This window comes from Actinoplanes sp. CA-131856 (assembly GCF_050956135.1).
In the GTDB taxonomy this organism is placed as follows: domain Bacteria; phylum Actinomycetota; class Actinomycetes; order Mycobacteriales; family Micromonosporaceae; genus Actinoplanes.
The window spans coordinates 6,165,260-6,187,040 of record NZ_CP191849.1 but is presented as its reverse complement, the minus strand read 5'-3'; the positions used below and the strand labels follow the sequence as shown (position 1 = coordinate 6,187,040).

General features: G+C 72.5%; 23 protein-coding genes. 8 read left to right on the top strand and 15 right to left on the bottom strand.

From position 1 onward, the window contains the following. Nucleotides 1-22 precede the first annotated feature (22 nt). The 8 genes from ACQP2X_RS28665 to ACQP2X_RS28630 all read right to left on the bottom strand — a co-directional run bounded on the left by ACQP2X_RS28665 (nt 23) and on the right by ACQP2X_RS28630 (nt 7,064). Nucleotides 23-487, bottom strand: coding sequence for a GNAT family N-acetyltransferase (locus ACQP2X_RS28665; protein WP_498687073.1), 465 nt, complete (start codon nt 485-487; stop codon nt 23-25). A 13-nt stretch (nt 488-500) separates the two neighbouring features. Then, the gene (locus ACQP2X_RS28660; RefSeq protein WP_498687071.1) at nt 501-989 is read right to left on the bottom strand and encodes a hypothetical protein; all 489 of its coding nucleotides are present in this window, start codon (nt 987-989) and stop codon (nt 501-503) included. 157 nt (nt 990-1,146) lie between these two features. Continuing rightward, the gene (locus ACQP2X_RS28655) at nt 1,147-1,722 is read right to left on the bottom strand and encodes a type II toxin-antitoxin system prevent-host-death family antitoxin (RefSeq protein ID WP_498687069.1); all 576 of its coding nucleotides are present in this window, start codon (nt 1,720-1,722) and stop codon (nt 1,147-1,149) included. A 62-nt stretch (nt 1,723-1,784) separates the two neighbouring features. Further along, nucleotides 1,785-2,411 (bottom strand): 5,6-dimethylbenzimidazole synthase, encoded by a 627-nt coding sequence (gene bluB / locus ACQP2X_RS28650; RefSeq protein ID WP_498687068.1) that lies wholly within the window; start codon nt 2,409-2,411, stop codon nt 1,785-1,787. Nucleotides 2,412-2,488: 77 nt separating this feature from the next. Further along, nucleotides 2,489-3,127, bottom strand: coding sequence for a DUF4190 domain-containing protein (locus ACQP2X_RS28645; RefSeq protein WP_498687064.1), 639 nt, complete (start codon nt 3,125-3,127; stop codon nt 2,489-2,491). A gap of 17 nt (nt 3,128-3,144) precedes the next feature. Then, nucleotides 3,145-5,232 carry an iron ABC transporter permease gene (locus ACQP2X_RS28640; RefSeq protein ID WP_498687062.1) on the bottom strand — a complete coding sequence of 696 codons (2,088 nt, stop codon included), beginning with the start codon at nt 5,230-5,232 and terminating at the stop codon, nt 3,145-3,147. Between the two features lie 7 nt (nt 5,233-5,239). Continuing rightward, nucleotides 5,240-6,232 (bottom strand): ABC transporter substrate-binding protein, encoded by a 993-nt coding sequence (locus ACQP2X_RS28635; protein WP_498687060.1) that lies wholly within the window; start codon nt 6,230-6,232, stop codon nt 5,240-5,242. A gap of 22 nt (nt 6,233-6,254) precedes the next feature. Beyond that, nucleotides 6,255-7,064, bottom strand: a complete 810-nt coding sequence (locus ACQP2X_RS28630) for an ABC transporter ATP-binding protein (RefSeq protein ID WP_498687058.1) — start codon at nt 7,062-7,064, stop codon at nt 6,255-6,257. A gap of 85 nt (nt 7,065-7,149) precedes the next feature. On the opposite strand from ACQP2X_RS28630, the gene ACQP2X_RS28625 reads away from it, so the two are divergent. Beyond that, nucleotides 7,150-8,358, top strand: coding sequence for an alpha/beta fold hydrolase (locus ACQP2X_RS28625; protein ID WP_498687056.1), 1,209 nt, complete (start codon nt 7,150-7,152; stop codon nt 8,356-8,358). On the opposite strand, the gene ACQP2X_RS28620 is transcribed toward ACQP2X_RS28625, so the two are convergent. Both ACQP2X_RS28620 and ACQP2X_RS28615 read right to left on the bottom strand, forming a co-directional pair. Then, nucleotides 8,348-9,190: an SGNH/GDSL hydrolase family protein gene (locus ACQP2X_RS28620; RefSeq protein WP_498687053.1), complete on the bottom strand. Its 843-nt coding sequence runs from the start codon at nt 9,188-9,190 to the stop codon at nt 8,348-8,350. The two genes, ACQP2X_RS28625 and ACQP2X_RS28620, sit on opposite strands and share 11 nt — an antisense overlap. A gap of 40 nt (nt 9,191-9,230) precedes the next feature. Then, on the bottom strand, nt 9,231-9,824 hold the full coding sequence (locus ACQP2X_RS28615; protein WP_498687052.1) for a response regulator: 594 nt from the start codon (nt 9,822-9,824) through the stop codon (nt 9,231-9,233). Nucleotides 9,825-10,042: 218 nt separating this feature from the next. Between ACQP2X_RS28615 and ACQP2X_RS28610 the strand changes: the two genes are divergently transcribed. Beyond that, nucleotides 10,043-10,495, top strand: coding sequence for a hypothetical protein (locus tag ACQP2X_RS28610; RefSeq protein ID WP_498687049.1), 453 nt, complete (start codon nt 10,043-10,045; stop codon nt 10,493-10,495). Between the two features lie 2 nt (nt 10,496-10,497). Here the strand turns inward: ACQP2X_RS28610 and ACQP2X_RS28605 are convergent, their stop codons facing one another. Further along, a complete protein-coding gene (locus tag ACQP2X_RS28605) occupies nt 10,498-11,148 on the bottom strand; it encodes a hypothetical protein (protein ID WP_498687047.1) in 651 nt (216 codons plus the stop codon). Between the two features lie 152 nt (nt 11,149-11,300). On the opposite strand from ACQP2X_RS28605, the gene ACQP2X_RS28600 reads away from it, so the two are divergent. The 5 genes from ACQP2X_RS28600 (at nt 11,301) to ACQP2X_RS28580 (ending at nt 16,388) form a co-directional block, all read left to right on the top strand. After that, on the top strand, nt 11,301-11,708 hold the full coding sequence (locus tag ACQP2X_RS28600) for an MmcQ/YjbR family DNA-binding protein (RefSeq protein WP_498687045.1): 408 nt from the start codon (nt 11,301-11,303) through the stop codon (nt 11,706-11,708). 229 nt (nt 11,709-11,937) lie between these two features. Continuing rightward, the gene (locus tag ACQP2X_RS28595; protein WP_498687043.1) at nt 11,938-12,471 is read left to right on the top strand and encodes an RNA polymerase sigma factor; all 534 of its coding nucleotides are present in this window, start codon (nt 11,938-11,940) and stop codon (nt 12,469-12,471) included. Next, complete coding sequence (locus ACQP2X_RS28590; RefSeq protein ID WP_498687042.1) at nt 12,468-13,046, top strand: hypothetical protein; 579 nt, start codon at nt 12,468-12,470, stop codon at nt 13,044-13,046. The genes ACQP2X_RS28595 and ACQP2X_RS28590 overlap by 4 nt, the downstream gene beginning before the upstream one ends. Before the next feature lie 9 nt (nt 13,047-13,055). Then, complete coding sequence (locus ACQP2X_RS28585; protein ID WP_498687040.1) at nt 13,056-14,963, top strand: TPM domain-containing protein; 1,908 nt, start codon at nt 13,056-13,058, stop codon at nt 14,961-14,963. A 210-nt stretch (nt 14,964-15,173) separates the two neighbouring features. Then, nucleotides 15,174-16,388, top strand: a complete 1,215-nt coding sequence (locus ACQP2X_RS28580) for an MFS transporter (RefSeq protein WP_498687038.1) — start codon at nt 15,174-15,176, stop codon at nt 16,386-16,388. Here the strand turns inward: ACQP2X_RS28580 and ACQP2X_RS28575 are convergent. After that, nucleotides 16,372-17,340: a zinc-binding alcohol dehydrogenase family protein gene (locus ACQP2X_RS28575; RefSeq protein WP_498687037.1), complete on the bottom strand. Its 969-nt coding sequence runs from the start codon at nt 17,338-17,340 to the stop codon at nt 16,372-16,374. The two genes, ACQP2X_RS28580 and ACQP2X_RS28575, sit on opposite strands and share 17 nt — an antisense overlap. Nucleotides 17,341-17,414: 74 nt before the next feature. Here ACQP2X_RS28575 and ACQP2X_RS28570 point away from each other — a divergent pair, with 74 nt between their 5' ends. Then, nucleotides 17,415-17,780: a winged helix-turn-helix transcriptional regulator gene (locus tag ACQP2X_RS28570; protein ID WP_498687035.1), complete on the top strand. Its 366-nt coding sequence runs from the start codon at nt 17,415-17,417 to the stop codon at nt 17,778-17,780. On the opposite strand, the gene ACQP2X_RS28565 is transcribed toward ACQP2X_RS28570, so the two are convergent. Genes ACQP2X_RS28565 through ACQP2X_RS28555 form a run of 3 tightly spaced genes read right to left on the bottom strand, consistent with a single transcriptional unit; the run spans nt 17,764 to nt 21,781 of the window. Next, the gene (locus ACQP2X_RS28565; RefSeq protein ID WP_498687034.1) at nt 17,764-18,435 is read right to left on the bottom strand and encodes a carbonic anhydrase; all 672 of its coding nucleotides are present in this window, start codon (nt 18,433-18,435) and stop codon (nt 17,764-17,766) included. The genes ACQP2X_RS28570 and ACQP2X_RS28565 overlap by 17 nt on opposite strands. Nucleotides 18,436-18,479: 44 nt before the next feature. Further along, nucleotides 18,480-21,458, bottom strand: coding sequence for a caspase, EACC1-associated type (locus ACQP2X_RS28560; RefSeq protein ID WP_498687033.1), 2,979 nt, complete (start codon nt 21,456-21,458; stop codon nt 18,480-18,482). Further along, nucleotides 21,455-21,781, bottom strand: a complete 327-nt coding sequence (locus ACQP2X_RS28555; protein WP_498687031.1) for an effector-associated constant component EACC1 — start codon at nt 21,779-21,781, stop codon at nt 21,455-21,457. Before ACQP2X_RS28555 ends, ACQP2X_RS28560 begins: the two co-directional genes overlap by 4 nt.

Sequence of the window (21,781 nt, the reverse complement as noted above, 5' to 3'; positions counted from 1 at the left end):
GCCCGCGGCCCGCCGGGCGCCGTCACCCAGCCGACAGCACCTTGGTCATGTTGCGGCCGGTCTCGGCGAAGCCGAGCTGTTCATAGAGGGCCCGGGCCCCGGTGTTGTGAGCGAAGACGTGCAGCCCGATCCGGGTGAGCCCGGCCTCGAGGCACCAGCGCTCGGCGGCCAGCATGATCGCCCGCCCGTAGCCCCGCCGCCGCAGGTCCGCCTCGACGGCGACGTTGTAGACAAAGGCGGCGTCCCGGTCGACCTTGATCCAGAGGAAGCCGACCCGCCGGTCACCGTCGTAGGCGTACCAGAAGTGGTGTCCCGGGGTGGCGTACTCGCCGGGCAGCAGCCTCGCGTAGGTGTCGGCGGCGGCCCGGACCGCCTCGGCGGCCGACAGCCCCGACGAGCCGGCGCTGCGCGCGTAGTGCGCCTCGACGCCGGCCCGCCAGGGCTTGTACTCGTCCTCGGTCATCGGCTGGAGCCGCACGTCCGTCATGCGGCAAACCTACCTAGAACGAGAAGGTGCACATCACCTTCACGCCGCCGGTGAACTCGGTCGTCCGGTCCGGCGACGGCCCGATCCGGTAGATGAAGTTGAGCTTCTTGCTGATGATTCCGCACTTGTCGGCGTACGAGGCGTCCTCGATCCACACCGACCGTCCGTCCTGGCCGAGATAGGCGGTGTAGACGGCCGCCCCGAGGAACTGCCAGACGCCTTTGCAGGCACCCTTCGTGTCGGCGATCTTGGCACTGATCTCACCCGACAGAGCAGCCACGCCGGCCAGGCCGCCCGCCTTCTTGGCCTTCTTCACCTTCTTGACGGCATCCGACACAAAGCAGTGCATCTTCGCCGCCGCCGAGGCCTCGGCGAAGTTCTCCACGATCTGATCGACATCACTGCCGCTGTAGTAGCGGGCCGTACTGGCCTGAGCCGGCGCCGCCATCGCCAGCATCATCGCGACCACGGCGACCGCGGCCACACCAACTTTCCTGAGCATTCGCGCTCCTCCGATGAGGGGTTGCAGGGACCGCCTCACCGTAGAAACATCCGCCCTTCTCCGGCCATCACCATAAATGCCCGACAAAACCACCATCCCGACCGATCCCAGACGGGGTCGTCAAACCGGCGACCACGTCCGTGAAGTGCTCCTCGGCCTAACTGCTTGTTTCTCCGGCCGGCGGACGGTGCAGGTGAACGATGGCGTGGGTGATGCTGGGGCCGTCACCCGCGCCGATGTGGGTGCCGGACGGGTCGGCGACGACGGCCCGGAAGGTTTCCGGCCGCGGCGGCCGGCCGTCCTCGCCCGCGTCGGCCGGGTCCCCAGGGTCGTGTCGCACGTGGAGAGTTGCTCCGGCGCGCAGCAGCTCTTCGGCGTTCAGCCGTTCGGCGGGAGCCGCTTCCATGAGTGCCGCAACCGCCGCGCTGTGGCGACGCAGCAGTTGCGGCGTGCCGGCCTGAGCCGCCTGGAGCAACTCGGCGATCTTCGGCCGCGCCTCCGAGACCTGATGAGAAGGCAGAATCGCCGGTGGCTCCTGCAATTCGGTCAACGGCACCAGGACCGCCCACATCCATCCGGAGCGCTCGTAGGTGATCAGCGTCGGCACCCCTGCCTGCGCCGAGCCGACCAACCGCGCCCAGTCTTTCCGGGCTTCCTCCACCCCCACTGGCGTACCCCACCGGAGGACGGCGTCGCGCAACGCCGTCGGCCAGTCCACATTCGCCCAGTCCACGCGACCTCTCTTCATGGGCGAACCTTACTATATTTTGTAAGGTTGCCGGCGTCGGGTGATGGTCAGCCGGCCGGGGTCCAGCGGTTCTCATGACGGGCCAGGTGCAGGGGGCGGCGGGTGCGCCAGCCGTGGCGTTCCAGGTCGGGGGTCTGTTCCAGGTGGGTGACCGGTCCCAGGCAGAGCCAGGCGACCGGGCGGATGCCGGCGGGGATGCCCAGCAGGTCCTGGAGGAAGTCCTCGCGGTAGAAGGAGACCCAGCCGACGCCCAGAGTTTCGGCGGTGGCGGCCAGCCACAGGTTCTGGATGGCCAGGCAGACCGAGTAGAGGCCGGCGTCGGCGATGGCGTGGCGGCCCAGGACGGCGGGGCCGCCGCGGGACGGGTCGTAGGTGACCGCGATGGAGAGGGTGGACTCCAGGATGCCGTCGATTTTGATGCGGGCGAAGCGGTCCGCGGCCTCGCCGGACAGGGAGGCCGCGAAGACGTCGCGTTCGTGCTGGACGTGAGTGTGGAACGCCTCTTTGACCGCGCGGTCGCGGATGACGATGAAGTCCCACGGCTGGGACAGTCCCACGCTGGGGGCGGCGTGCGCGGCCGTCAGCATGCGGTCGAGGGTGTCCTCGCCGACCGGTGCGCCGGTGAACTGGCCGCGCACGTCGCGGCGGGTGTGGATGACGTCGTACAGGTTCATGGGCAGGCTCCCGCCGTGGTGTCAGCGCCTCTACGGCCGGTGGCTACGCGTCATGCGTATGGGCGGCAGCTCCCCGGTCACTTCTTGAGTGATCCCGTGGTGGTCCCGGATCGTTGATGGGCGAAGCACAGAACGCCGGGGTCGCCGGTCTCGCCGATCTCCTCCATGCGGGCGGTGAACAGCATGTACTTCGCGTCGGCGGAGGGCTTCGCGCCCGCGTACGCCACGAACTTCTTCTCGCACGCGGCCTCGGCCTGAGCCTCGGTCGCCTTGGGCAGGTCGAACTTGGCGAACAGCTCGCTGGTGTGCGGCGACGAGCAGGGCAGCGCGTCGAAGTAGTCGCCGGTGTCGTTGAGGAGGTCCTTGACGCAGTCGCCGGAGCGCATGTTGTCGATGCTCAGGGAGCGCTCGCCGCGCAGCACGCCGGCCGGGTCGCGGTCGGGGCCGTCGGCGACGTCACGGGCGATGGCGACGCCGGCGAACACGGCGATGGCCGCGATCCACAGGCCGCATATGCACAGGGCGATGATGGCGAAGGTCCGGCCCCGCTTGTCGCCGTTGCGCCGGCTCTGCCGCAGGCCGACGATGGCCAGGATGATGCTGATCAGTCCCACGCAGCCGAACAGCGACAGGGTCAGCGCGGCGATGGAGAAGCCGTTGGTCTTGCCGTTCCACGCGGGCTTATAGGGTGGCGCCGGATAGTTTTGAAGATCCACCGGCGCCACCGTACTGGTCATTGACGAGCGGCGCTGCCCCGCCACAGCAGCCAGACGAAATAGGGTGCGCCGATCAGGGCGGTCACCAGTCCCGCCGCCAATTGCGAGGGTGCGATGACGGTACGCCCGAGCGTGTCGGCCACACTCACCAGCAGGGCGCCCAGGCCGACGGCGACCGGGACGGCCCGGGCGCTGCGCGAGCCGACCAGGGCGCGGGCCGCGTGCGGCGCCACCAGGCCCACGAAGGCGAGCGCGCCCACCGCCGTGGCCGCGGCCGCGGTCAGCACCGCCGCCACCGTCAGCAGGCCCAGCCGGGCCCGGTTGAGCGGCACCCCGAGCAGGCGCGGCACGTCCTCGTCGAGCGAGACCAGGTCGAGCGTACGGCTGGAGACCAGCGTCAGCGGAAGCGCGACCAGCAGCACCAGCGCGACCGGAACCACCTGGCCGATGCTGCGGCCGTACGTCGATCCGGCCAGCCACGTCAGCGCGACGCTGACGTTCCACGGCGAGATCACCACCACGACCAGCGTCGTGATCGCCGTGGCGGCCGCGCTGACGCCGACACCGACCAGCACGATCCGGTCCGAGGCCAGGCCGCGCGCGGCCGACAGACGGTAGACCAGGGCGAACGTCGCCAGCGCGAAGACCGTGGCCACGCCCATCACCGGCCAGGCGCTGATGCCGGGGAAGAGCAGGACCATCGCGACCGCGCCCACGCTGGCGCCCGGCGTGACGCCGAGCAGGCTGGGCTCGGCCAGCGGGTTGCGGCAGACCGCCTGCACGATCGCCCCGGCCAGGGCGAGCGCCGCCCCGCCGAGCAGGGCCGCCAGCACGCGCGGCCAGCGCTGGTCGAGCACGAAGCCGACCTGCCGGCCGGCATTGCCGCTGATCCAGTTCATGACGTCGCCGAGCAGCACGATCCGGTCGCCCAGCAACAACCCGGCGATCACCGCGGCCACCAGCAGCACCGCGATCAGCACGGACACGGTGATCACCCAGGTGCGGGAGTGGACAGTGCCGTGGGCGCCGCGGGCCGGCGCCGCGGCCGGGCCGCCGTCGCGCAGCCGGCGGGCCAGCCAGACCAGCACGACCGCGCCGGCCAGGGTGGTGACGATGCCGGTGGGCACCGAGATGGCCACGTCGGCCGGCAGGGCCAGCCGCAGCAGCACGTCGGCCCCGACCACGATGAGCGCGCCGCAGAGGCCGGTGAACGGCAGCAGCAGCAGGTGTCGGCCGAGGCCGGGCACGCGCCGGGCGACCAGGCGGGCGATCACCGGCGCCGACAGGCCGACGAAGCCGATCGGGCCGGCCACGGTCACCGAGATCGCGGCCAGCAGGACGGCCGTGACGACCGAGAGGACCCGGGTGCGGCGCACGTCGACGCCGAGCACGCGGGCCGAGTCGTCGCCCAGGCCGAGCACGTCGAGCCGGTGGGCCAGCAGCAGCGCGGCCAGCACGCCGATCGCGACGACCGGGGCCGTCAGCTTGACGTTCTCGCTGCCCGACTGGACCGTCGTGCCGCTGCCCCAGGCGAACAGGCCGACGGTGTTCTGCTGGAAGAGCAGCAGGAGCACGGAGGTGAGCGCGTTCAGCGCGAGCGCGACGGCCGAGCCGGCCAGCACCAGGCGAGTCGGCCCGGCGGCGCCGCCGCGCGAGACGAGCAGGACGACACCGGCCGCCAGCAGGCCGCCCACGAAGGCGACCAGGCCGCCGACCGCGAACGGCACCGCGACGCCGAAGGCGGCCACGGCCACCACGGCGACGTAGGCGCCGGCGTTGACGGCCAGGGTGTCGGGGGAGGCCAGCGGGTTGCGGGCCACCGATTGCAGGATCGCGCCGGCGATGCCGACCGCGATGCCGACGAGCAGGGCCGCGCCGAGCCGGGGGAGGCGGCTGGCCACGAGGACCGCCACCGCCTCGTCGTTCTCGCCCGACCACGGGTTGATCGCCTTGAGCAGTTCGCCGACGCCCATGGCCGCGGTGCCCTGCGTGAGGTGCACCGCGGCCAGGACGGCGAGCAGCACGACCGCCACGGCGAAGACCGCCACCACGCCGTACACCTTTTTGAGCGGCGTCGCCGTCACCGGCGACATCGTGCTGGTCATCGGTCGATCAGGCGGTCAGGGCGCTGGTGAGGGCGTCGATGTAGGCGTTCGCCGAGGCGGGGCCGCCGAACATCCAGATGCCGTCCGGGATGCGCTTGACCTGGTTGGCGGTGACGAACGGGAGCTGCTTCCACACCGCGTTGGTCTTGAGCGAGTCGGTGAAGTCGCCGCCGTCGGCGTCGTTGGCCACGTAGATGAAGGTGGTCGACGCGTCCTTGAGCTTGGTGAGGCCCTCGACGTCGGTCTGCGCGAGGCCGTAGTCCTTGTCGCCGCCGGTGGTCCACTGGTTCTTCAGGCCGAGCTCGTTGGCGATGGCGCCGAAGAAGGAGTTCGGCGTGTAGAAGCGCAGCGACACGGTGCCGGCGTCGACCCAGCCGTCGGCCATGGCGAACGCGGCGCCGGACTTGTTGGCCTTGGCCAGCGCGTCCTTGCCCGCGGTGACCTTGGCGTCGAAGCCGGAGAGCAGCTCGGTGGCCTTGGCCTGGGTGCCGGTGGCCTGCGCGAGGGTGTTCACCGTCTTGCGCATATATCCGATCGGGTCGGCGCCGTCCGAGCCGCGCAGGGTCAGGACCGGCACCTGCTTGGCGATCGAGGCGATGACGTTCTCGGGCAGGTCCTTGGTGGTGACGACCAGGTCGGGCTTGAGGGCCACGATCGAGTCGAGGCTGGGCTCGCCGCGCTGGCCGACGTCCGGGGTGCCGGCGTCGATCGGGGCGCTCTTGTCCCAGTTGTTGTAGCCCTTCACGTCGGCCTGGCCGACCGGCTTCACGCCGAGCGCGACCAGGTTCTCGGTGAGGCCCCACTCCAGCGAGACGACGTTCTTGGCGGGGGCGTCGAGGTGGACGGCGCCGCGCTCGTCGGTCAGGTCGACCGGGCCGCTCGAGACGGCGGGGGCCGCGGCGGCCTCGTCGGCCGGGTCCTCGGTGGTGCCGCAGGCCGCCGTGATCAGCAGGGCGCTGAACGCGACGCCGGCCGCGAAAGCTCGGCGAGTGAGAGCCATGAGAGAAATGTCCCTTTCGAATTCAGGTGGCAAGTGACCGGCTGGTGTGCCGGCCGATGGGGCGTGTGCGGACGTGGCCGTCGTCGCCGACGGTCACCTCGATGCGCAGGCCGTAGATGTCGGTGAGCAGGTCGGCGGTGAGCACCTCGGCCGGGCGGCCGTCGGCGCGCACGACGCCCTGGCACATCAGCACGACCCGGTCGGCGACCGCGGCCGCCTGGTCGAGGTCGTGCAGCACCACGCCGACCGCGACGCCGTGCTCGTCGGCGAGCTCGCGGACGATGTCGAGGATCTCGACCTGGTAGCGCAGGTCGAGGAAGGTGGTGGGCTCGTCGAGCAGCACCACTCCGGTGTCCTGGGCCAGGCAGGTGGCCAGCCAGACGCGCTGGAGCTCGCCGCCGGACAGCTCGTCCACGGCGCGGTCGGCCATGGCGTCGACGCCGGTCATGGCCATCGCCTTGTCCACGTGGGCCGGTCCGTCGGGGTCGCCCGAGCCGAACCGTCCCCGGTAGGGGTGCCGTCCGTAGGCCACCACGTCGCGGACGGAGACACCGCCCGGGGTGGGCCGTGACTGGGTGAGAAGAGTGACCTGCCGGGCGAAGTCCTTCGGCTTCAGGCCGGCGGTGTCCGCCCCGCCGAGCAGCACCGTGCCCGACTGCGGGGTGTGCAGCCGCGCGAGCGAGCGCAGCAGCGTCGACTTGCCGGAACCGTTGGGCCCCACGAGAGCCACGACGGTGCCGGCACGCAACTCGATGCCCGCGCCGTGCACGACGGTCCGGCCGTCGTAGGCGAGCGTCAGATCGGCTCCGGTGAGCGCCGCGTCCCTGGTCATGAAGGTGAGGCTAACCTAAATCCGAGCGCGGCTCGAATCACGGGTCATAACGAATCAAGATCATGTATGTGTTTAGGGTGAAGCCATGATCGCGCACCCGGGGCTCCGCTTCACCGACCACACCGTGACCGTGCCGCTCGACCACAGCGACGCCGGTCAGGGGACGATCGAGGTCTTCGCGCGCGAGGTCGTGGCCTCCGACAAGGCCGGCGACGACCTGCCCTGGCTGCTCTACCTCCAGGGCGGGCCGGGCGGCAAGTCGCCGCGGCCGTTGCGCTCGGGCAGCTGGATCGCCCGCGCGGTCAAGACCCACCGGGTGCTGCTGCTCGACCAGCGCGGCACCGGCCGCAGCACCCCGCTGGGCGCGCGCTCGGTGAAGCACTTCCGGGCCGACAGCATCGTGGCCGATTGCGAGATCCTGCGGGCCCGGCTGGCCGGCGGGCAGCGCTGGGACACGCTCGGCCAGAGCTACGGCGGCTTCGTCACCATGACCTATCTGTCGCACGCGCCGCACGGCATCCGCACGGCCTACGTGACCGGCGGCCTGCCCGGCCTGACCGCCACCGCCGACGAGGTCTACGCCCGGACCTATCCGCGCGTGGCCGGCAAGAACGCCGAGTACTACCGCGCGTTCCCGCAGGACCGGGCCAAGATCCGCGCGATCGCCGACCGGCTGGCCGCCGAGGACGTCCGGCTGCCCGACGGCGACCGGCTCACCGTCGAGCGCTTCCGCACGCTGGGCATCGCGTTCGGCATGAGCTACGGATACGCCCAGGTGCACTGGCTGCTCGACGAGGCGTTCTCCGACTCCTTCTTGTACGAGGTCATGCAGCTCACCGGCTTCGTCGGCCAGCCGTTGTACGCGCTGCAGGAGTACGTCTACGGCCAGGGCTCCGGCGCCACGGACTGGGCCGCCGCCCGCGCGCTCTCCGCGAGGCCGGAGTTCGCCGCGGACGCCGACCCGCTGCTGTTCACCGGCGAGATGATGTACCCCTGGATGTTCGAGCAGATCCGCGCGCTGCGCCCGTACGCCGAGACGGCCCACGAGCTGGCCGCCGCCGACGACTGGCCGCTGCTCTACGACCCGACGATCCTGGCCGCCAACGAGGTGCCGGTCTACGCGGCCGTCTACGCCGACGACATGTACGTCGACATGGGTCTGTCGCTGGAGACGGCGGCCGCGGTCGGCAACGTCCGCACCTGGATCACCAACGAGCACGAGCACGACGGCCTGCGCACCTCGGGCGAGGACGTGCTCGGCCACCTCATGGACATGGCCGCGTTCACCAGGTGAACCGGCCCGGATAGCTCACCTCGGCCAGCCTCGCCTGGCCCTCGGTGCTCGGGTGGAAGTAATCGATGCGGTTGACCAGCTCGAGGTCGAAGCGCACGTTGTGCACCTCTCCCGAGTCCCAACGGCACTTCTTCCCGTACGCCCGGCAGGCGCCCGCGAGCGCGTCGTTGTAGGCGTCGATGCGCCGTGCCACCTGGCGGCGCCGGTCCTCGTCGGCCTCGGCCGTCGAGGTGGGGCGGGCGAGCAGCGACGGGCAGATGCCGCCGTTCCACGCCCGGACGGCCTTGTCGTTGCCGTGCCCGACCTCCCACAGCCGGTAGAGGTCGGGAATGCTCACCATCAGCACGCGCGTCCTGGGCAGGCCCTTCTTGATCCGGGCCAGACCCGCGTCGACCCGCTGGCGGAACGCGGCGACCGAGGTCATGCCCTGCACGCTGGGGGCGCAGGCATCGTTCGAGCCGATCAGGATCGTCACGTACTGGACCTTGGTGTTGACCGCCTTGCGGGCCTGGGCCGCCAGGTCGGCCGCGTCGGCCCCGGACTCGGCGAAGTTGTAGGCCTTCCCCTTGATCGCCGCGTTGCTGTCGCGGATCCGCCGGTAGTGACTGTCCACGGCGGAGTCGCTGCCGGTCGCCCACGAGCGGCGCTCGCAGGCGACGAGCGCGAAGCAGCTGGCGAACCCGGCGGTGATCGAGTCGCCGAGGGCGGCCATCGAGGACGGATAGCTCTTCGACGGGCCGGTCGGCTTCGGATCGGCCGCGCCCGTGCCCTCCTCGCAGGCCAGCGCGAACACACCGAGCAGGGCGAGCACGGCGAGGTGCCAGCGACGCATCCGAACCCCAAGATTCACTGATAGTGACGACTGGGTCACTCTACAGTGCCGTGTCCTCCGGCCCCGCCTCCCGCGCCCGGACCTGGGCGAAGATGCCGGTGACGTGATCGCGGACGGCCCGCTCGGTCAGCCCCAGCCGCCCGGCGATCTGCGGGCCGGTCAGATGCTGCGCGGCCAGGGCCAGGATCCGCCGCTCGCGGTCACCGAGCTCCGGGAAATACCCCATCAGACGTACGGCCAGGGCCGCCCCCAAGATCGCCTCGCCGGCGGCCACGGTCCGTACGGCCCGCAGAAGCTCCGCCTTGCGGGCGCCCTTGACCACGGAGCCGCGGGCGCCCGCCCGCACCGCCGCGAACACCGAGTCGTCGTCCTCGGCCGTGCTCAGCACGAGAACCCGCGTCTGCGGCATGGCCCGCACCAGCCGCTCGGTGGCGGCGACGCCGCCCATCCCCGGCATGGCAAGGTCGATCAGCACCACGTCGGGCTGGAGTCGCGGCGCCATCACCAGCGCCTGCTCACCGCTGGCGGCATCGTCGGCCACCTCGACGTCCTCGGACGTCTCCAGCAGCGCCCGCAGTCCCTCCCGGAAGGCCGCGTGGCCGTCCACGATCAGTGCGCGGATCGGCTCCACCACCGTCGTACCTCCCGTGCCCCGGCTCTCTCCCGCGGGGAAGTCCCCACCCCCGGCCGTACGCATCCGGTCCGCCCCTGTCCGTCGTCATCGACCTCGACCACCAGCCGCACAACGGCGCATCGGGCACCGGAGTGACGGCAGACGTGCCTTCCCTTGATACGCCAACGGCGGCTCGGCCGGAACCGCCCCGACGGGAAGCGGACCGCTATTTTGTTCGGATGAGTCAGCTTGAAGACGTAGCCGCCCGCGACGGCTGGCGCTGCTGGGTGTGCGACGAGCCGGTCGACCGCGACATGTCGGTGAACGACCCGCGCGGCCCCAGCGTCGACGCCCGTACGGCCGATCGCAAGGCCAAGCTCCCCGAGCGCCTGGCCCACCGCGCCTGCAACACCCGCAAGGGCGCGGTGAAGGTGGTCATCGCCTGGCCCGACCGCCTGCACGTCACCGAGCCGGCCCCGCTGATCGCCGTGGCCGAGCGCCTGGAACGCAAGGGCGGCCGTGAGCTGGTCGCCCGCTGCCCGACCAAGAAGGACGCCCAGGAGACCGCCGACTGGCTGGAGGACCGCTTCTCCCGCCTGCTGCCCTCGGTGCCGGTGGCCGCCACCGTCGACGCCGGTGGCGGCCAGTTCCTGGTCGCCCTGTCCACCGCCGCCGGCCGCGGGCGGCGCTGAGGTCACTCGTAGCAGCCCGGCCGGTCGCTCTCCACCTGCACGTAGACGACCTTGCTCTTCAGGACGTTGATCCGGTAGTGCGCGCCGTCGCCCTTGACGACGTCGACCAGGGCGTCGCCGCCGGTCCGCCGGGCGGCCGGCGTCTCGTCCCCGTCGACGCGCCAGGTGAGCTGCGGATACGCCTTGCGCACGGCGGCCAGGCTGCTGCCCGGCGCGATGCCCTCGGGCGTCTTCTGGCCGCCGAACGAGTCGAGCGCCCGCAGCCCGTGCTTGCCGTTGAAAATCATCCAGTCCTCCTCCGACTGCCCCTTCCAGTGCGCGGAGACGCAGGCGTCGGGCCCGGCGGCGTCCTGACCGTCGTTGACGACGATGAGGCCGGTGGCCTTGGCCGCCTTCAGGCTCATCCCGATCTTCAGAGGTCCGATGTGGTCCGGGTGGATGGTCAGCCCGGCCGGATCGGCGGCCGTCGAGCTCGCCGTGGGGCTCGATGACGGGCTCGATGACGGGCTCGCCGCCGGGCTCGATGACGTGCTTGTCGGTGCCGGGGCCGTCGTGGGCGAGGCCTGACTGCTCGGTGTCGTGGTGGTGTTGCTACAGGCGGCGGCGAGAGCGACCAGTGTGGTCGCTCCGAAGATCTGGACGAGACGGCGCATCGGAACTTTCCTTCCCCGTATGGTTCCTCCGGCGTCCCGTGGGCGGTGACGCGCGGCCCAGTCAGCATCGCGGCTGCGGGACATCGGCGAATCACGGATACGTGCCAACGCGGCCACGCCACGTAGCTGCCGGCGCCCGTTACGCTCGGCCCATGTCGGCCCCCGGAGACGTGCCAGCGGAGATCCTCGATCGGTTGCGCCCGATCTGCCGGGCGCTGCCCGAGACGTACGAGGAACCGGCCTGGATCGGCGTGCGCTGGCGCGTCCGCACGCGGACGGTCGCCCACGTCTACACGCCGGACCCGGACCGGCATCCGCACTACGCGCGCTACGCGACCGACGGCGAGCCCGCGACGGTGATGACGTTCCGCGTGCCCGCCGAAGACCTGCTGGGCCTGACCGCCCCCGGTTACCCGTTCTTCCGGGCGGCATGGGGCACGAACGTGGCCGCCGCCGTCCTCGGCCCCCACACCGACTGGACCGAGATCACCGAACTCCTCACCGACAGCTACTGCGAAATGGCCCCGAAGTTCCTGACCGCCCGCCTCGCCACCGGCTGACAGCACTGGCGCGCTCGGCCTGGTGGCGGTTCCGGCTGGCCTGCCTCTGGCTTGCTGTTCGGGGCCGGCTGCCGTGGCGGCTGATGGCGTTCCTGCGCCAGGCCGGGGCCACCTATGAGTTCCGGCACCGGTTCGTCGGTGACTGGCTTGCGCGGACGGGCGGCCGTGGGAGGATTTGGCGATCTTGAAAGGGGCCGGGCGCTCCTGGACATGTGTGAGGGTGGACCCTGTGAACGTGGAGGGGCGCCGGGCCCGGTTCGAGGCTCTGGCCCCCGCGGTGATCGAAGCGGTGCGGTGCTATCTGGCGCGGCGCACCGACCCCGCCACCGCGGACGACGTGCTGTCCGAGACGCTTCTGGTGTGCTGGCGGCGGCTTGACGAGATGCCGGAGGATCACCTGCCCTGGGCGTACGGGGTGGCCCGGCACTGCCTGGCCAACGCCGACCGCGGCCGGCGCCGGCAGGCCCGGCTGTTCGCGCGGATCGCCACGATCGATCCGCCGCCGGTGGCCGTTGCGGGGCCCGAACCCCGCGACGACGAGCTCGAGACGGCCATGGCCGCGCTGCGCGGGGTCGACGCCGAGCTGCTGCGCCTGTGGGCCTGGGAAGATCTCACGCCGCCGCAGATCGGGGTCGTGCTCGGCATCTCGGCCAACGCCGCCTCCATCCGGCTGCACCGGGCCAAGCAGAAACTGCGCGACGAGTTGCGAAAGACCGGGGCCGCCGCCGGACATGAGGGGGAGACAGAGGGGAGCCGGCCATGACCGACGACGACCTGCGGGCGCGACTGCGCCGCGCCGATCCGGCCCGGAGCCTGCCGGCCTCCCCGACACGCTTCCCGCTGGAGGAAATCATGACCACCGCCACGCCCGCACCGCCCCGGAAACGGCCACTGATCGCCCTGGCCGCGGCGGCTCTCGTGCTGGTGGCCGCCGGCATCGGCTGGCTCACGCTGCGACCCGAGGAGACACCCACCGTGACCACCCAGGAGCTTCGGACCGTCCAGTTGACCGCTCCGGGCGTACAGGCGAAGTGTGTCGAACCGACCGCCGAGGTCCTCGCCGAACGCGCCGATTTCGCCTTCGCCGGCACCGTCACCGCCGTCGAGGGCGCCACCGTCACCCTCGACGTCACCCACGTCTACCGGGGTTCGGCCGCCGGCCAGGTCCAGATCGCGCAGGCCGGCGACTCGTCCGAGCAGATGATGGGCAGCGGCAAGTTCGAGAACGGCGGGAAATATCTCGTCTCGTCCTCGCAGGGCGCCATGCTGATCTGCGGTTACAGCGGCGAGGCGGACGCCGAGGGGCTCCAGGGGCTGTACGACCGGGCGTTCGCATAAGTTGGAGGCATGCCACGCCGTGCCGCCTCGTTCCTGATCGCCCTCCTGACCGTCCTGGTGGTGGCGTCGCCGGCCCGTGCCGAGGCGCCCCAGCGGCTCGCCGCCCAGGTCACCGACGCCTCCGGCTGGATCGACAACCGGGCGCCGGCCGACAACGCGCTCCAGGAGCTCCAGGACGAGACCGGCATCCAGCTCTGGGTGGTGCTCGTCGACTCCTTCGACGGCACCCCCGCCCAGAGCTGGACCGACGAGACGGCCCGGCTCAGCGATCTCGGCGACCGCGACGCTCTTCTGGCGATCGCGGTGGAGGACCGGTCGTACGCCTATTCGTTCCCCGACGGCGCGCCGATCTCCGACAAGGAACTGGCCGAGGTCGCCGAGAAGGACATCGAGCCCGCGCTCCAGCAGGGCGACTGGTCCGGCGCCGTGGTCGCCGCCGCCCAGGGATATCAGGCCGCCGCCTCCGGCCGCAGCGGCCTGGTCTGGGCCGTGCTCATCGTGCTGCTCGTGGTCGTGGCCGGGCTGGCCTGGGTCTGGTTGCGACGCCGTCACCGCCGGGCCGCGGCCCCGGCGGCACCCGAAGGTCCCACCGTGGCCGACCTGTCCAGCCGGGCCAACGCGCTGCTGGTCGAGCTCGACGACGACCTGCGGGCCAGCGAACGCGAACTGGAGCTGGCCACCGCGCAGTACGGCGAGAAGGCCACCGAGCAGTTCCGGTCCGCCCTCGACGAGGCCCGGCGCAACGTCGGCGAGGCCTTCCAGCTGCGGATGACGCTCGACGAGACGCCGACCCCGGGCGAGCGCGCCCAGCTGACCCGCATCATCGAGCTGTGCGAGGCCGCCGACCAGCGCCTGGACGCCGAGTCGGACGCCTTCGACCGCCTGCGCGATCTGGAGTCCCGCGCGGCCGAGGCGGCCGGCGAGGTCGACCGCCGCCGGGCCGGGATCGAGGCGGCGCTGCCCGGGGCCGAGGCCACAGTGGCCGATCTGCGGGGGCGCTTCTCCGGCGGCGCGGTCATCGCCATCACCGGAAACGCGGATCAGATCCGCGAGCGCCTCACCTACGCCGCCGACTCGCTGCGCCAGGCCCGCGAGGCACTGTCGGCGGGCAAAAAGCCAGAGGCGGCTCTTGCCGTACGGGCTTCGGAACAGGCCGTGGATCAGGCGGCGCACCTGCTGAGCGCGATCGAGCGGGCCGCCGCCGAGCTGCCCGCGGCCCGATCGGCCGCCGACGGCCTGCTGGCCGAGGTGACCGCCGAGACCGCGGCCGGCCGGGCCGCGCTGAGCGGCGGGGGAGATGTCCCGCCCGGCCTGGCCGCCGCCGTCACCGGCGGCGAGCAGGTGCTGGCCGAGGTCCGCGCCGCCCTGGCCGCCGAACGCCCCGACCCGGTCGGCGCCGTCGCCCGTCTGCAGACGGCCGACGCCGCCCTGGACGCGGCGCTGGCCGCCGCCCGCGACGCCGCCGAGCGCGGCGCGCACGCCCGCAGCATGCTGGCCCAGGCGCTGCCGGTGGCCCGGGCCGAGGTCTTCGCGGCCAACGACTTCATCACCACCCGGCGTGGCGCCATCGACTACAACGCCCGGGCCGCCCTCTCCGAGGCCCAGCGCCACCTGGCCCTGGCCGAGAGCCTGGCCGCGGCCGACCCGGTGCGCGCGCTGACCGAGGCCCAGCAGGCCCACCAGCTGGCCGCCCGCGCCGGCCAGGCGGCCCGCGTCGACGTCCAGGGCTGGGGCGGCGGTGGCGGCGGCTACGGCCGGCCCGTCGGTTTCGACGCCGGCGCGTTCGCCGGCGCGGTCCTGGGCGGCATCCTCTCGAACGCCGGCCGGGGCGGCGGCTTCGGAGGCAGCAGCCGCCGCTCGGGCGGAGGCGGACGGCCCAGCGGCGGCGGGCGCCGCGGAGGCGGCGGCCGCTTCTGACGGCGTCACCGCCGCGCCGGATCACTCGGACGCGATCTCGTGGTCGCGCTGGGCGCACGGCCGTGACGGCCGTGACGGCGAGGATGCCGTTGCCCGGCGCGCGCGGCGGAGAGCCGGCCGGCCCGTTGTGGCGGTCCCGGGCGGCGGAGTCCGCCGTGACACGATGACGTGCCGAAGCCCGGAGCGGCGGCGGGACGGAGAGGATGATCCATGGCACCACCTGCCGCGAGCCGACGGGCGTGGGCCGCCGTCGTCGCGCTGTCGCTGGCCGCGCTCGCGTTCGTCACCACCGAGCTGCTGCCGATCGGGCTGCTCACCCTGATGGCCGACGACCTGGACCGGTCGCGGTCGCAGGTCGGGCAGCTGGTCACCTGGTACGCGGCCGTGGTGGTGCTGTTCTCGGTGCCGCTGACCCGGCTCACCCGCCGGATTCCCCGCCGGACCCTGCTCGGCGTGACCCTCGGACTGTTCACCGTGGCCAACCTCGTCGCCGCCTTCGCGCCGTCGTTTGCCGTGCTGGCCGGGGCTCGCCTGCTCATCGGGCTGTGCCAGGCGCTGTTCTGGTCGATCGCCGCGGCCGCCGTCAACGATCCGTTCCCGCCCTCCGCCCGGGGCCGGGTGGTGGCGGTGTTTTCCGTCGGCACGGCGCTGGCCCCGGTGGTCGGCGTGCCCGCCGGCACCTGGCTGGGGCAGCAGGCCGGCTGGCGGGCCGCGTTCGTGGCCGTCGCGGTGGTCGGGGTGGCGGTCACGGTGGCGGTGGTCGCGCTGGTGCCGTCCTATCCGCCGCAGGCCGGCGGGGCAGCCCGGGGCAGCGCGCCGGACCGGAGCGCCTTCCGGTGGCTCGTGGTGGCCACCACACTCGGCGTGTGCGGCTATCTGACCTTCACCACGTACGTCACGCCGTTCCTGCTCGACGTCACCGGCGTGACACCGGGTGCCCTGGCGCCGGTGCTGTTCGCCTCCGGCGTGGCCGGCGTGGCCGGGACGATGATCGTCGGGCATTTCCTGGACCGGCGGCCGGTCGCCGCCCGCCTGGTGCCGCTGGCCGTGGTCTCGTTCGCCCTGCTCGCCCTCTATCCGCTGGGCGCGGTGCCGGTGGCCGCGATCGTGCTGATCGCCGCCACCGGGGGCGGCTACTCGGCCTATCCGGCCGCCGCGCAGCACCGGATGCTGCAGGTCGCGCCGGCCAGCACGGACATGGCGTCGGCCTGGCTGAGCACGGCGTTCAACGTGGGCATCGCGGGCGGGTCGCTGCTCGGCGGCGCCGTGCTGCCCGGCGCGGGCCCGCGACCGCTGGCGCTGATCGGCGGGCTGCTGGTGCTGGCCGCGCTGACCGTCCTGGCCGTCACCGCCCGCCGCGACCGGCACGGTGACCGGCCGGCGGCGCCCACGGCGAGCGCCGGCCGCCTCACTCGGGGCGGCTGACCACTACCGTCTTGCCGATCGCGGAGCCGGCCTCGACGATGGCGTGGGCCTCGCGCAGGCCGGCCGCGTCGATGCCTTCGATGCGCCTGGTCAGGGTGGTGTGCAGGACGCCCTCGTCGACCAGGGCGGCCACCCGGCTCAGGATGTCGTGCTGGGCCCGGCTGGTGGGGTCGTACAGGGCCCGGGTGAACATCAGCTCCCAGTGCCAGGCGATGCTCTTCGACTTCAGCGGGAGCAGGTCCAGGCCGTCGGGCTCGTCGATGGCGACGATCGCGCCGTACGGGTGGACGACGTCGGCGAACGTCTCGATCATGCCGGCCGAGTGCGGGCTGAAGACGTAGTCGACGCCGTCGGGCAAAGCCTCGCGCAGGTCGCCGTGGTGGTCGACCACCCGGTGGGCGCCGCGGTCGAGGACGTATTTCTCCGAGTCGGGCCGTGACGCCGTACCGATGACCTCGAGCTTCGTCAGTTTCCGGGCCAGCTGGACCAGGACCGAGCCGACGCCGCCGGCCGCGCCCAGCACCAGGATCGACCCGGTGCTGGTGGCGGTCAGGCGCAGCCGGTCGAACAGCGCCTCCCAGGCGGTCAGCGCCGTCAGGGGCAGTGCGGCCGCCTCGGCGAAGTCGAGCGAGGCCGGCTTGGGCCCCACGATCCGTTCGTCGACGACGTGGAACTGAGCATTTGTGCCCTGCCGGGCGATCGACCCGGCGTACCACACCTGGTCCCCGGGTTTGAAGAGCGTGACCGCCGCGCCCACCGCGGCCACGACGCCGGCCGCGTCGTAGCCGAGCACGCCGGAGCCGCCGCCGCGGCGCACCTTGACGTCGACCGGGTTGACCGAGACGGCCTCGATCCGCACCAGCAGGTCGTGCTCGCCGGGCTCGGGGACGGGCAGGGTGATGTCCTCCAGGACGTTGTCGCGGTAGCCGACCGCGCGCATCGTTTCGCTCATGACCAGGACGGTATGCCGATGGCCCTAGTTACCGGCAAGGGATCTTAGTTCCCTTTGGGTACTACGATGGGCCGGTGACGACCGACTCCTGCTCCCGGCAGCACGACGTCTACGACGCGTCCTGCCCGTGCCGCCAGCTGCTCGATCTGCTGGCCAACAAGTGGAGCGCCCTGGCCCTGGGCGCCCTCGAGGACGGCCCGCGGCGCTTCGGCGCGCTGCGTGACCGCCTCGACGGCGTGAGCCCGAAAGTGCTGACCGCCACACTGCGGCGGCTCGAAGAGCAAGGCTTGATCGACCGTACGGTCTACCCGTCCGTCCCGCTGCACGTGGAGTACGAGCTCACGGCTCTCGGCCAGGACGCGTGCGCGCCACTGGCCGCCCTGCGGCAGTGGGCGGTGGCCAACATCGACCGGTTCCCGGCGCTCACCGGAGCAGCGTGACCCGGCCGGTGTCCAGGTCGTAACGGGCGCCGGCGACCCGCAGCTCGCCCGCCGCCACGTGCTCGGCGATCAGCTCGCTGCGCGCGGTCAGCGCCGCGACCTGCGCCGCCACGTTGGCCCGGACACCCCGCTCGACGACGTCGCCGGGGCCGCCGATCAGCGGCTCGACGATCGGCCGCAGCGCCTCGACGATCGCGCCGATGTGGCCCGGGGCGGTGCCACCGCTCTCGATCGCGTCGACGGTGGCGCTGATGGCGCCGCAGCGCTCGTGGCCCAGCACCACGATCAGCGGGCTGCCGAACTCCTCGACCGCGAACTCGATGCTGCCCAGCAGCAGGTCGTCCACGATGTTGCCGGCCACCCGGTTGTCGAACAGGTCGCCGAGCCCCTGGTCGAACAGGACCTCGGGTGGCACCCGGGAATCGGCGCAGCCGATCGTGACGGCGAACGGGTGCTGGCCGGCCGCCACCTCGTGCAGGCGGTCGAGGCTCTGGTGCAGGTGGTGGGCGCGGCCCTCGACGAAGCGGCGGTTGCCGGCCAGCAGCCGTTCGAGGGGATCGTTGGGGTGTGTGGCGGCCGAGGCCGGCACGGCGGACGCGCCGACCAGACCGGCGACGGCTCCCGAGATGAGCAGGGAGCGGCGAGAAAGATCCATGACCCTCGACATTAGTCAGTCAGAGGGATCGATGTGAACGCCCGTCAGGTGTCCGACACGAAGCTCCGCACGATCCGCTGGACGGCACGGAACAGGTCGCCGACGGCTGTGGCCTCCTCGGCCGTGGTGAACTGCCAGCCCCGGAACGGCAGGTCCCCATCGGCCGAGCGGAAGGTGAGGTGCCTCTTCCGGACGCCGATGTCGCCGAGCGTTCCGAGTTCGCGGTAGCCGACGGGCGTCGCGTCCGGTTCCCAGTGCCGCGCCTGCGCCGATGTGAAGACGATCTGCCTCCGCTTGGAGTACAGGTTCAAGCGCAGCAGGAGCAGGCAGGTCTCGCCCCGCTCCAGCTGACCCAGCGCGACAAGCTCGTCGAGCCGGTACTGGCTGACCGGATAGCGGTCGGTCAGGCCGTGGCCGAACGAGAAGTGGTGCAGGTGCTCGGCGACCGCCATGGCGACCGGATCGCCGGCCGCCTCGATCGGCAGGAACAGATGGCCCGCCAGCGCGACCTGGGCCTCGCCGGACCGGCCGGCCTGCCGGAGGAGAGCGCCGAGCCGGAACAGATCGTTCTTAGTGGATTTTCCCCGGAACGCATCGATGAGCTCGGCGCGGTGATCCGGTGGCAGCTCGCCCAGGGCCTCCAAGACGATCGTGACGCTGACGCCCGCCTCCAGGACGCGCTGCGTCGCCGCCCGGCCGCCGTGCCGGGTCACGGCCACGAGAACGCGGCGGAGGTCGCCGGGTGGCAGCACGGCCAGGTGGGCCTGAAGGACGCCCGCCTTGCCGCCGCCGGCGACGGTGTCGAAGGCCGACACGACGGCGCTGATCGAGGGCGGCGGAAGGCTCGCGAGCGTCCACGGTGGCGTGTCTCCGGAGGCGAGCTCGGCCGACACCACCAGGACGACGCAGTCGGCCAGGGCAGAGATCCGGGTGAGCACCGGGATGAGGGCGCGCCGCAGGCCGGGGTCGGTGCGGAAGGCCGACTGTGCGATCAGAGCCGCGCTGTCGCGGCGCGAGCCGAGCCACTCGGCGGCCAGTCCCTCTTCGCCGCGGGCCGACAGCCGAGCGAGGAAGCCGGCGAACTCGTCGTCCGGCAGGTTCGGGATCGCGCGCTCGACCGCGGGCGGCAGGTCGCCGCCCTGTTCCCGGGCGAGGAGGTAGAAGCCGGCCAGAGCCTCACCGAGGAGGCCCTCGATCAGCTTGCGCAGCAGCCCGGCCCGGTACGGCTCGGCCAGCCGGGACGCCAGCTCGGCGAGGTCGTGATCGTCGCGGGCGCCGGCGGCCCAGCCGACCAGCTTGCCCGCGTCGCGTACCCGGCCGTTGTCGAGGAGGTGCTCGACGAGGCGGATCAGCCGCGCGGCCGAACCGGTCCCGGCGGCGGCGACGTACAGGCGTACGGCCTCGTTGCTCTCGTTCCTGAACAGCTCGGCCGCGATCGGCTCCAGCTCGTCCTCGGGGAGGGTGGCCAGCTCGGCGATCAGGGCCCTTCCCGGCTCGTCGAGACCGCCGCCGGCGAAGGCGAGGAGCAGGCGGGCCCGGATCGGCGCCGTAGTGGCCCGCCGGGCGGCGCGCACGGCCAGTTCGACGGCCGGCGCCCCGAGACGCCGCCGGCTCATGTGCCGGGCGATCTCCGCGAGCTGCTGCGGTTCCCGGTCGACGATGGCCGGGATGGCGGCCGCGTACAGCCGGGCCGCCTCGCCGTCCCGGCCGGCCTCGCGCAAGGTATCGGCGACCTGTGCCGCGTCGTCACCCTTCAGCAGCTTGATGGCCTGGTCGACGGCGGTGCCGGCGACGTCCGGCAGCCCGCGGGCGGACAGCGTCGACACGAGGTCGATGACGCGGCCCGGGTGACCCTCGGCGGCGAGGGCGATCGCGTGCTGGAGCAGTTGGTCGCTCAGCCGCTGGCCGGCGCCCGGCCGGTCGCGCAGACCGTGGATGACCTCGACGGTCCGCGCGGCGGCCCCGTCGGCGATCTCCCGCAGGAGATCGTCGGCGAGGTGACCGGCCTCCATCTCCCGGAGGACCTCCAGGATCGCCCAGATGTCGGCGAACGGCCGCGCCGAGGCGCCCCGCAGCATGAGCCGGGCGTCCGCTCCGGCCAGCCGCAACAGCAGGCCGGCGACAACCTGGTCGGCGTTGCGCCGGCCGGCTTCCTGCAGGAGCAGCTCGGCCTGAGCCGGCCGTCCGGCCGCCCTCTCCTCCCGGACGCCGGCGATCAGAGCCGCCGGCGTGGCCGGCAACTCGACGAGAACGGCGAGGCCGTCCTCGTCCGTGTGAGCGGCCGGCGGCCCGGCCGACCAGCGGTTGCGGGTGAGCACGATGCTCGCGCCCGCGTGGCGGGCCCGTTGCTGGGGCAGGGGACGGCCCTTGGCCAGCAGCTCGCGGTGCATCTGCCAGAAGACCTGCTCGACCGCGATCAGGTCGGGAGCGTTCTCGATGCCCTTCTCCAGGATCGTGACGAGCTCGCCGGTGAACGCCGTGTAGGTCTCATCGGGCGGGGCCAGCGCGGCCTTGTTCTCGGCCGCCGCCACCAGCAGGTAGCTGCCCTCGACGGCGGCCCTGTCGGCCAGGACGTCGTCGCCGGTCATGCCACCGGCCATGGCGCGGGCGCTGTAACAGCAGTCCAGAATGATCACTTTGGACGACCGCCGGTGGTTGCGCTGCACCTGACGGCGTACGTCGTCGAACCGGATCGCGGTGAAGGGCTTGGCCATGTCCGTGCCCGGAAGCGCGAGCAGCAGGTCGTCGCCGTCGTCGAGCAGGCCGTGGCCGGCGTAGTAGACCAGCAGCGTGTCGCTCGCCGCGGCCGCCGCCCGGTGGATCTGTTCGAGGGCCTCGCCGGGTGACGCCGGTTCGGGCACCACCACGACGTGCTCGGAGGGCAGGCCCCACACCCGCTCGTCGCCGAGCAGCTCGGCCAGGCGGTCCAGGTTGGCGGTGACGGCCGGAAGGTCCTCCATGGAGGAGAAGTGCGACGCGCCGATCAGCACCGCCCGGGAGTGGGCGGGGTCGGGAAGTCTCACCGCGGCCCGTCACGCAGAGCCTCGAGGACCCGCTGGATGGTCTCCTCGTCGGCGTCCTCGGCGGTGATCTCGACGTCACCCTGCCTGAAGGTGATCTTCGGGCCATCGCCGCGATCCTTCGCGGTGCGCCACTGCCGGTACGAGAGCAGCAGCGCGGCGATCGCTGTCGCGTTGCTGAGGATCACGTCGATCACGTCGAGCGGGCTCTGCGCCCCCGGACGGGCGCCGGAGGCGCCGAGCGACGCTTCGAAGTCGTCGGCCTCGAGCCACTCGGCCAGGCTGTGCAGGCTCGGGTCGTCGCTGGACGTGATCCGGATCAGCAT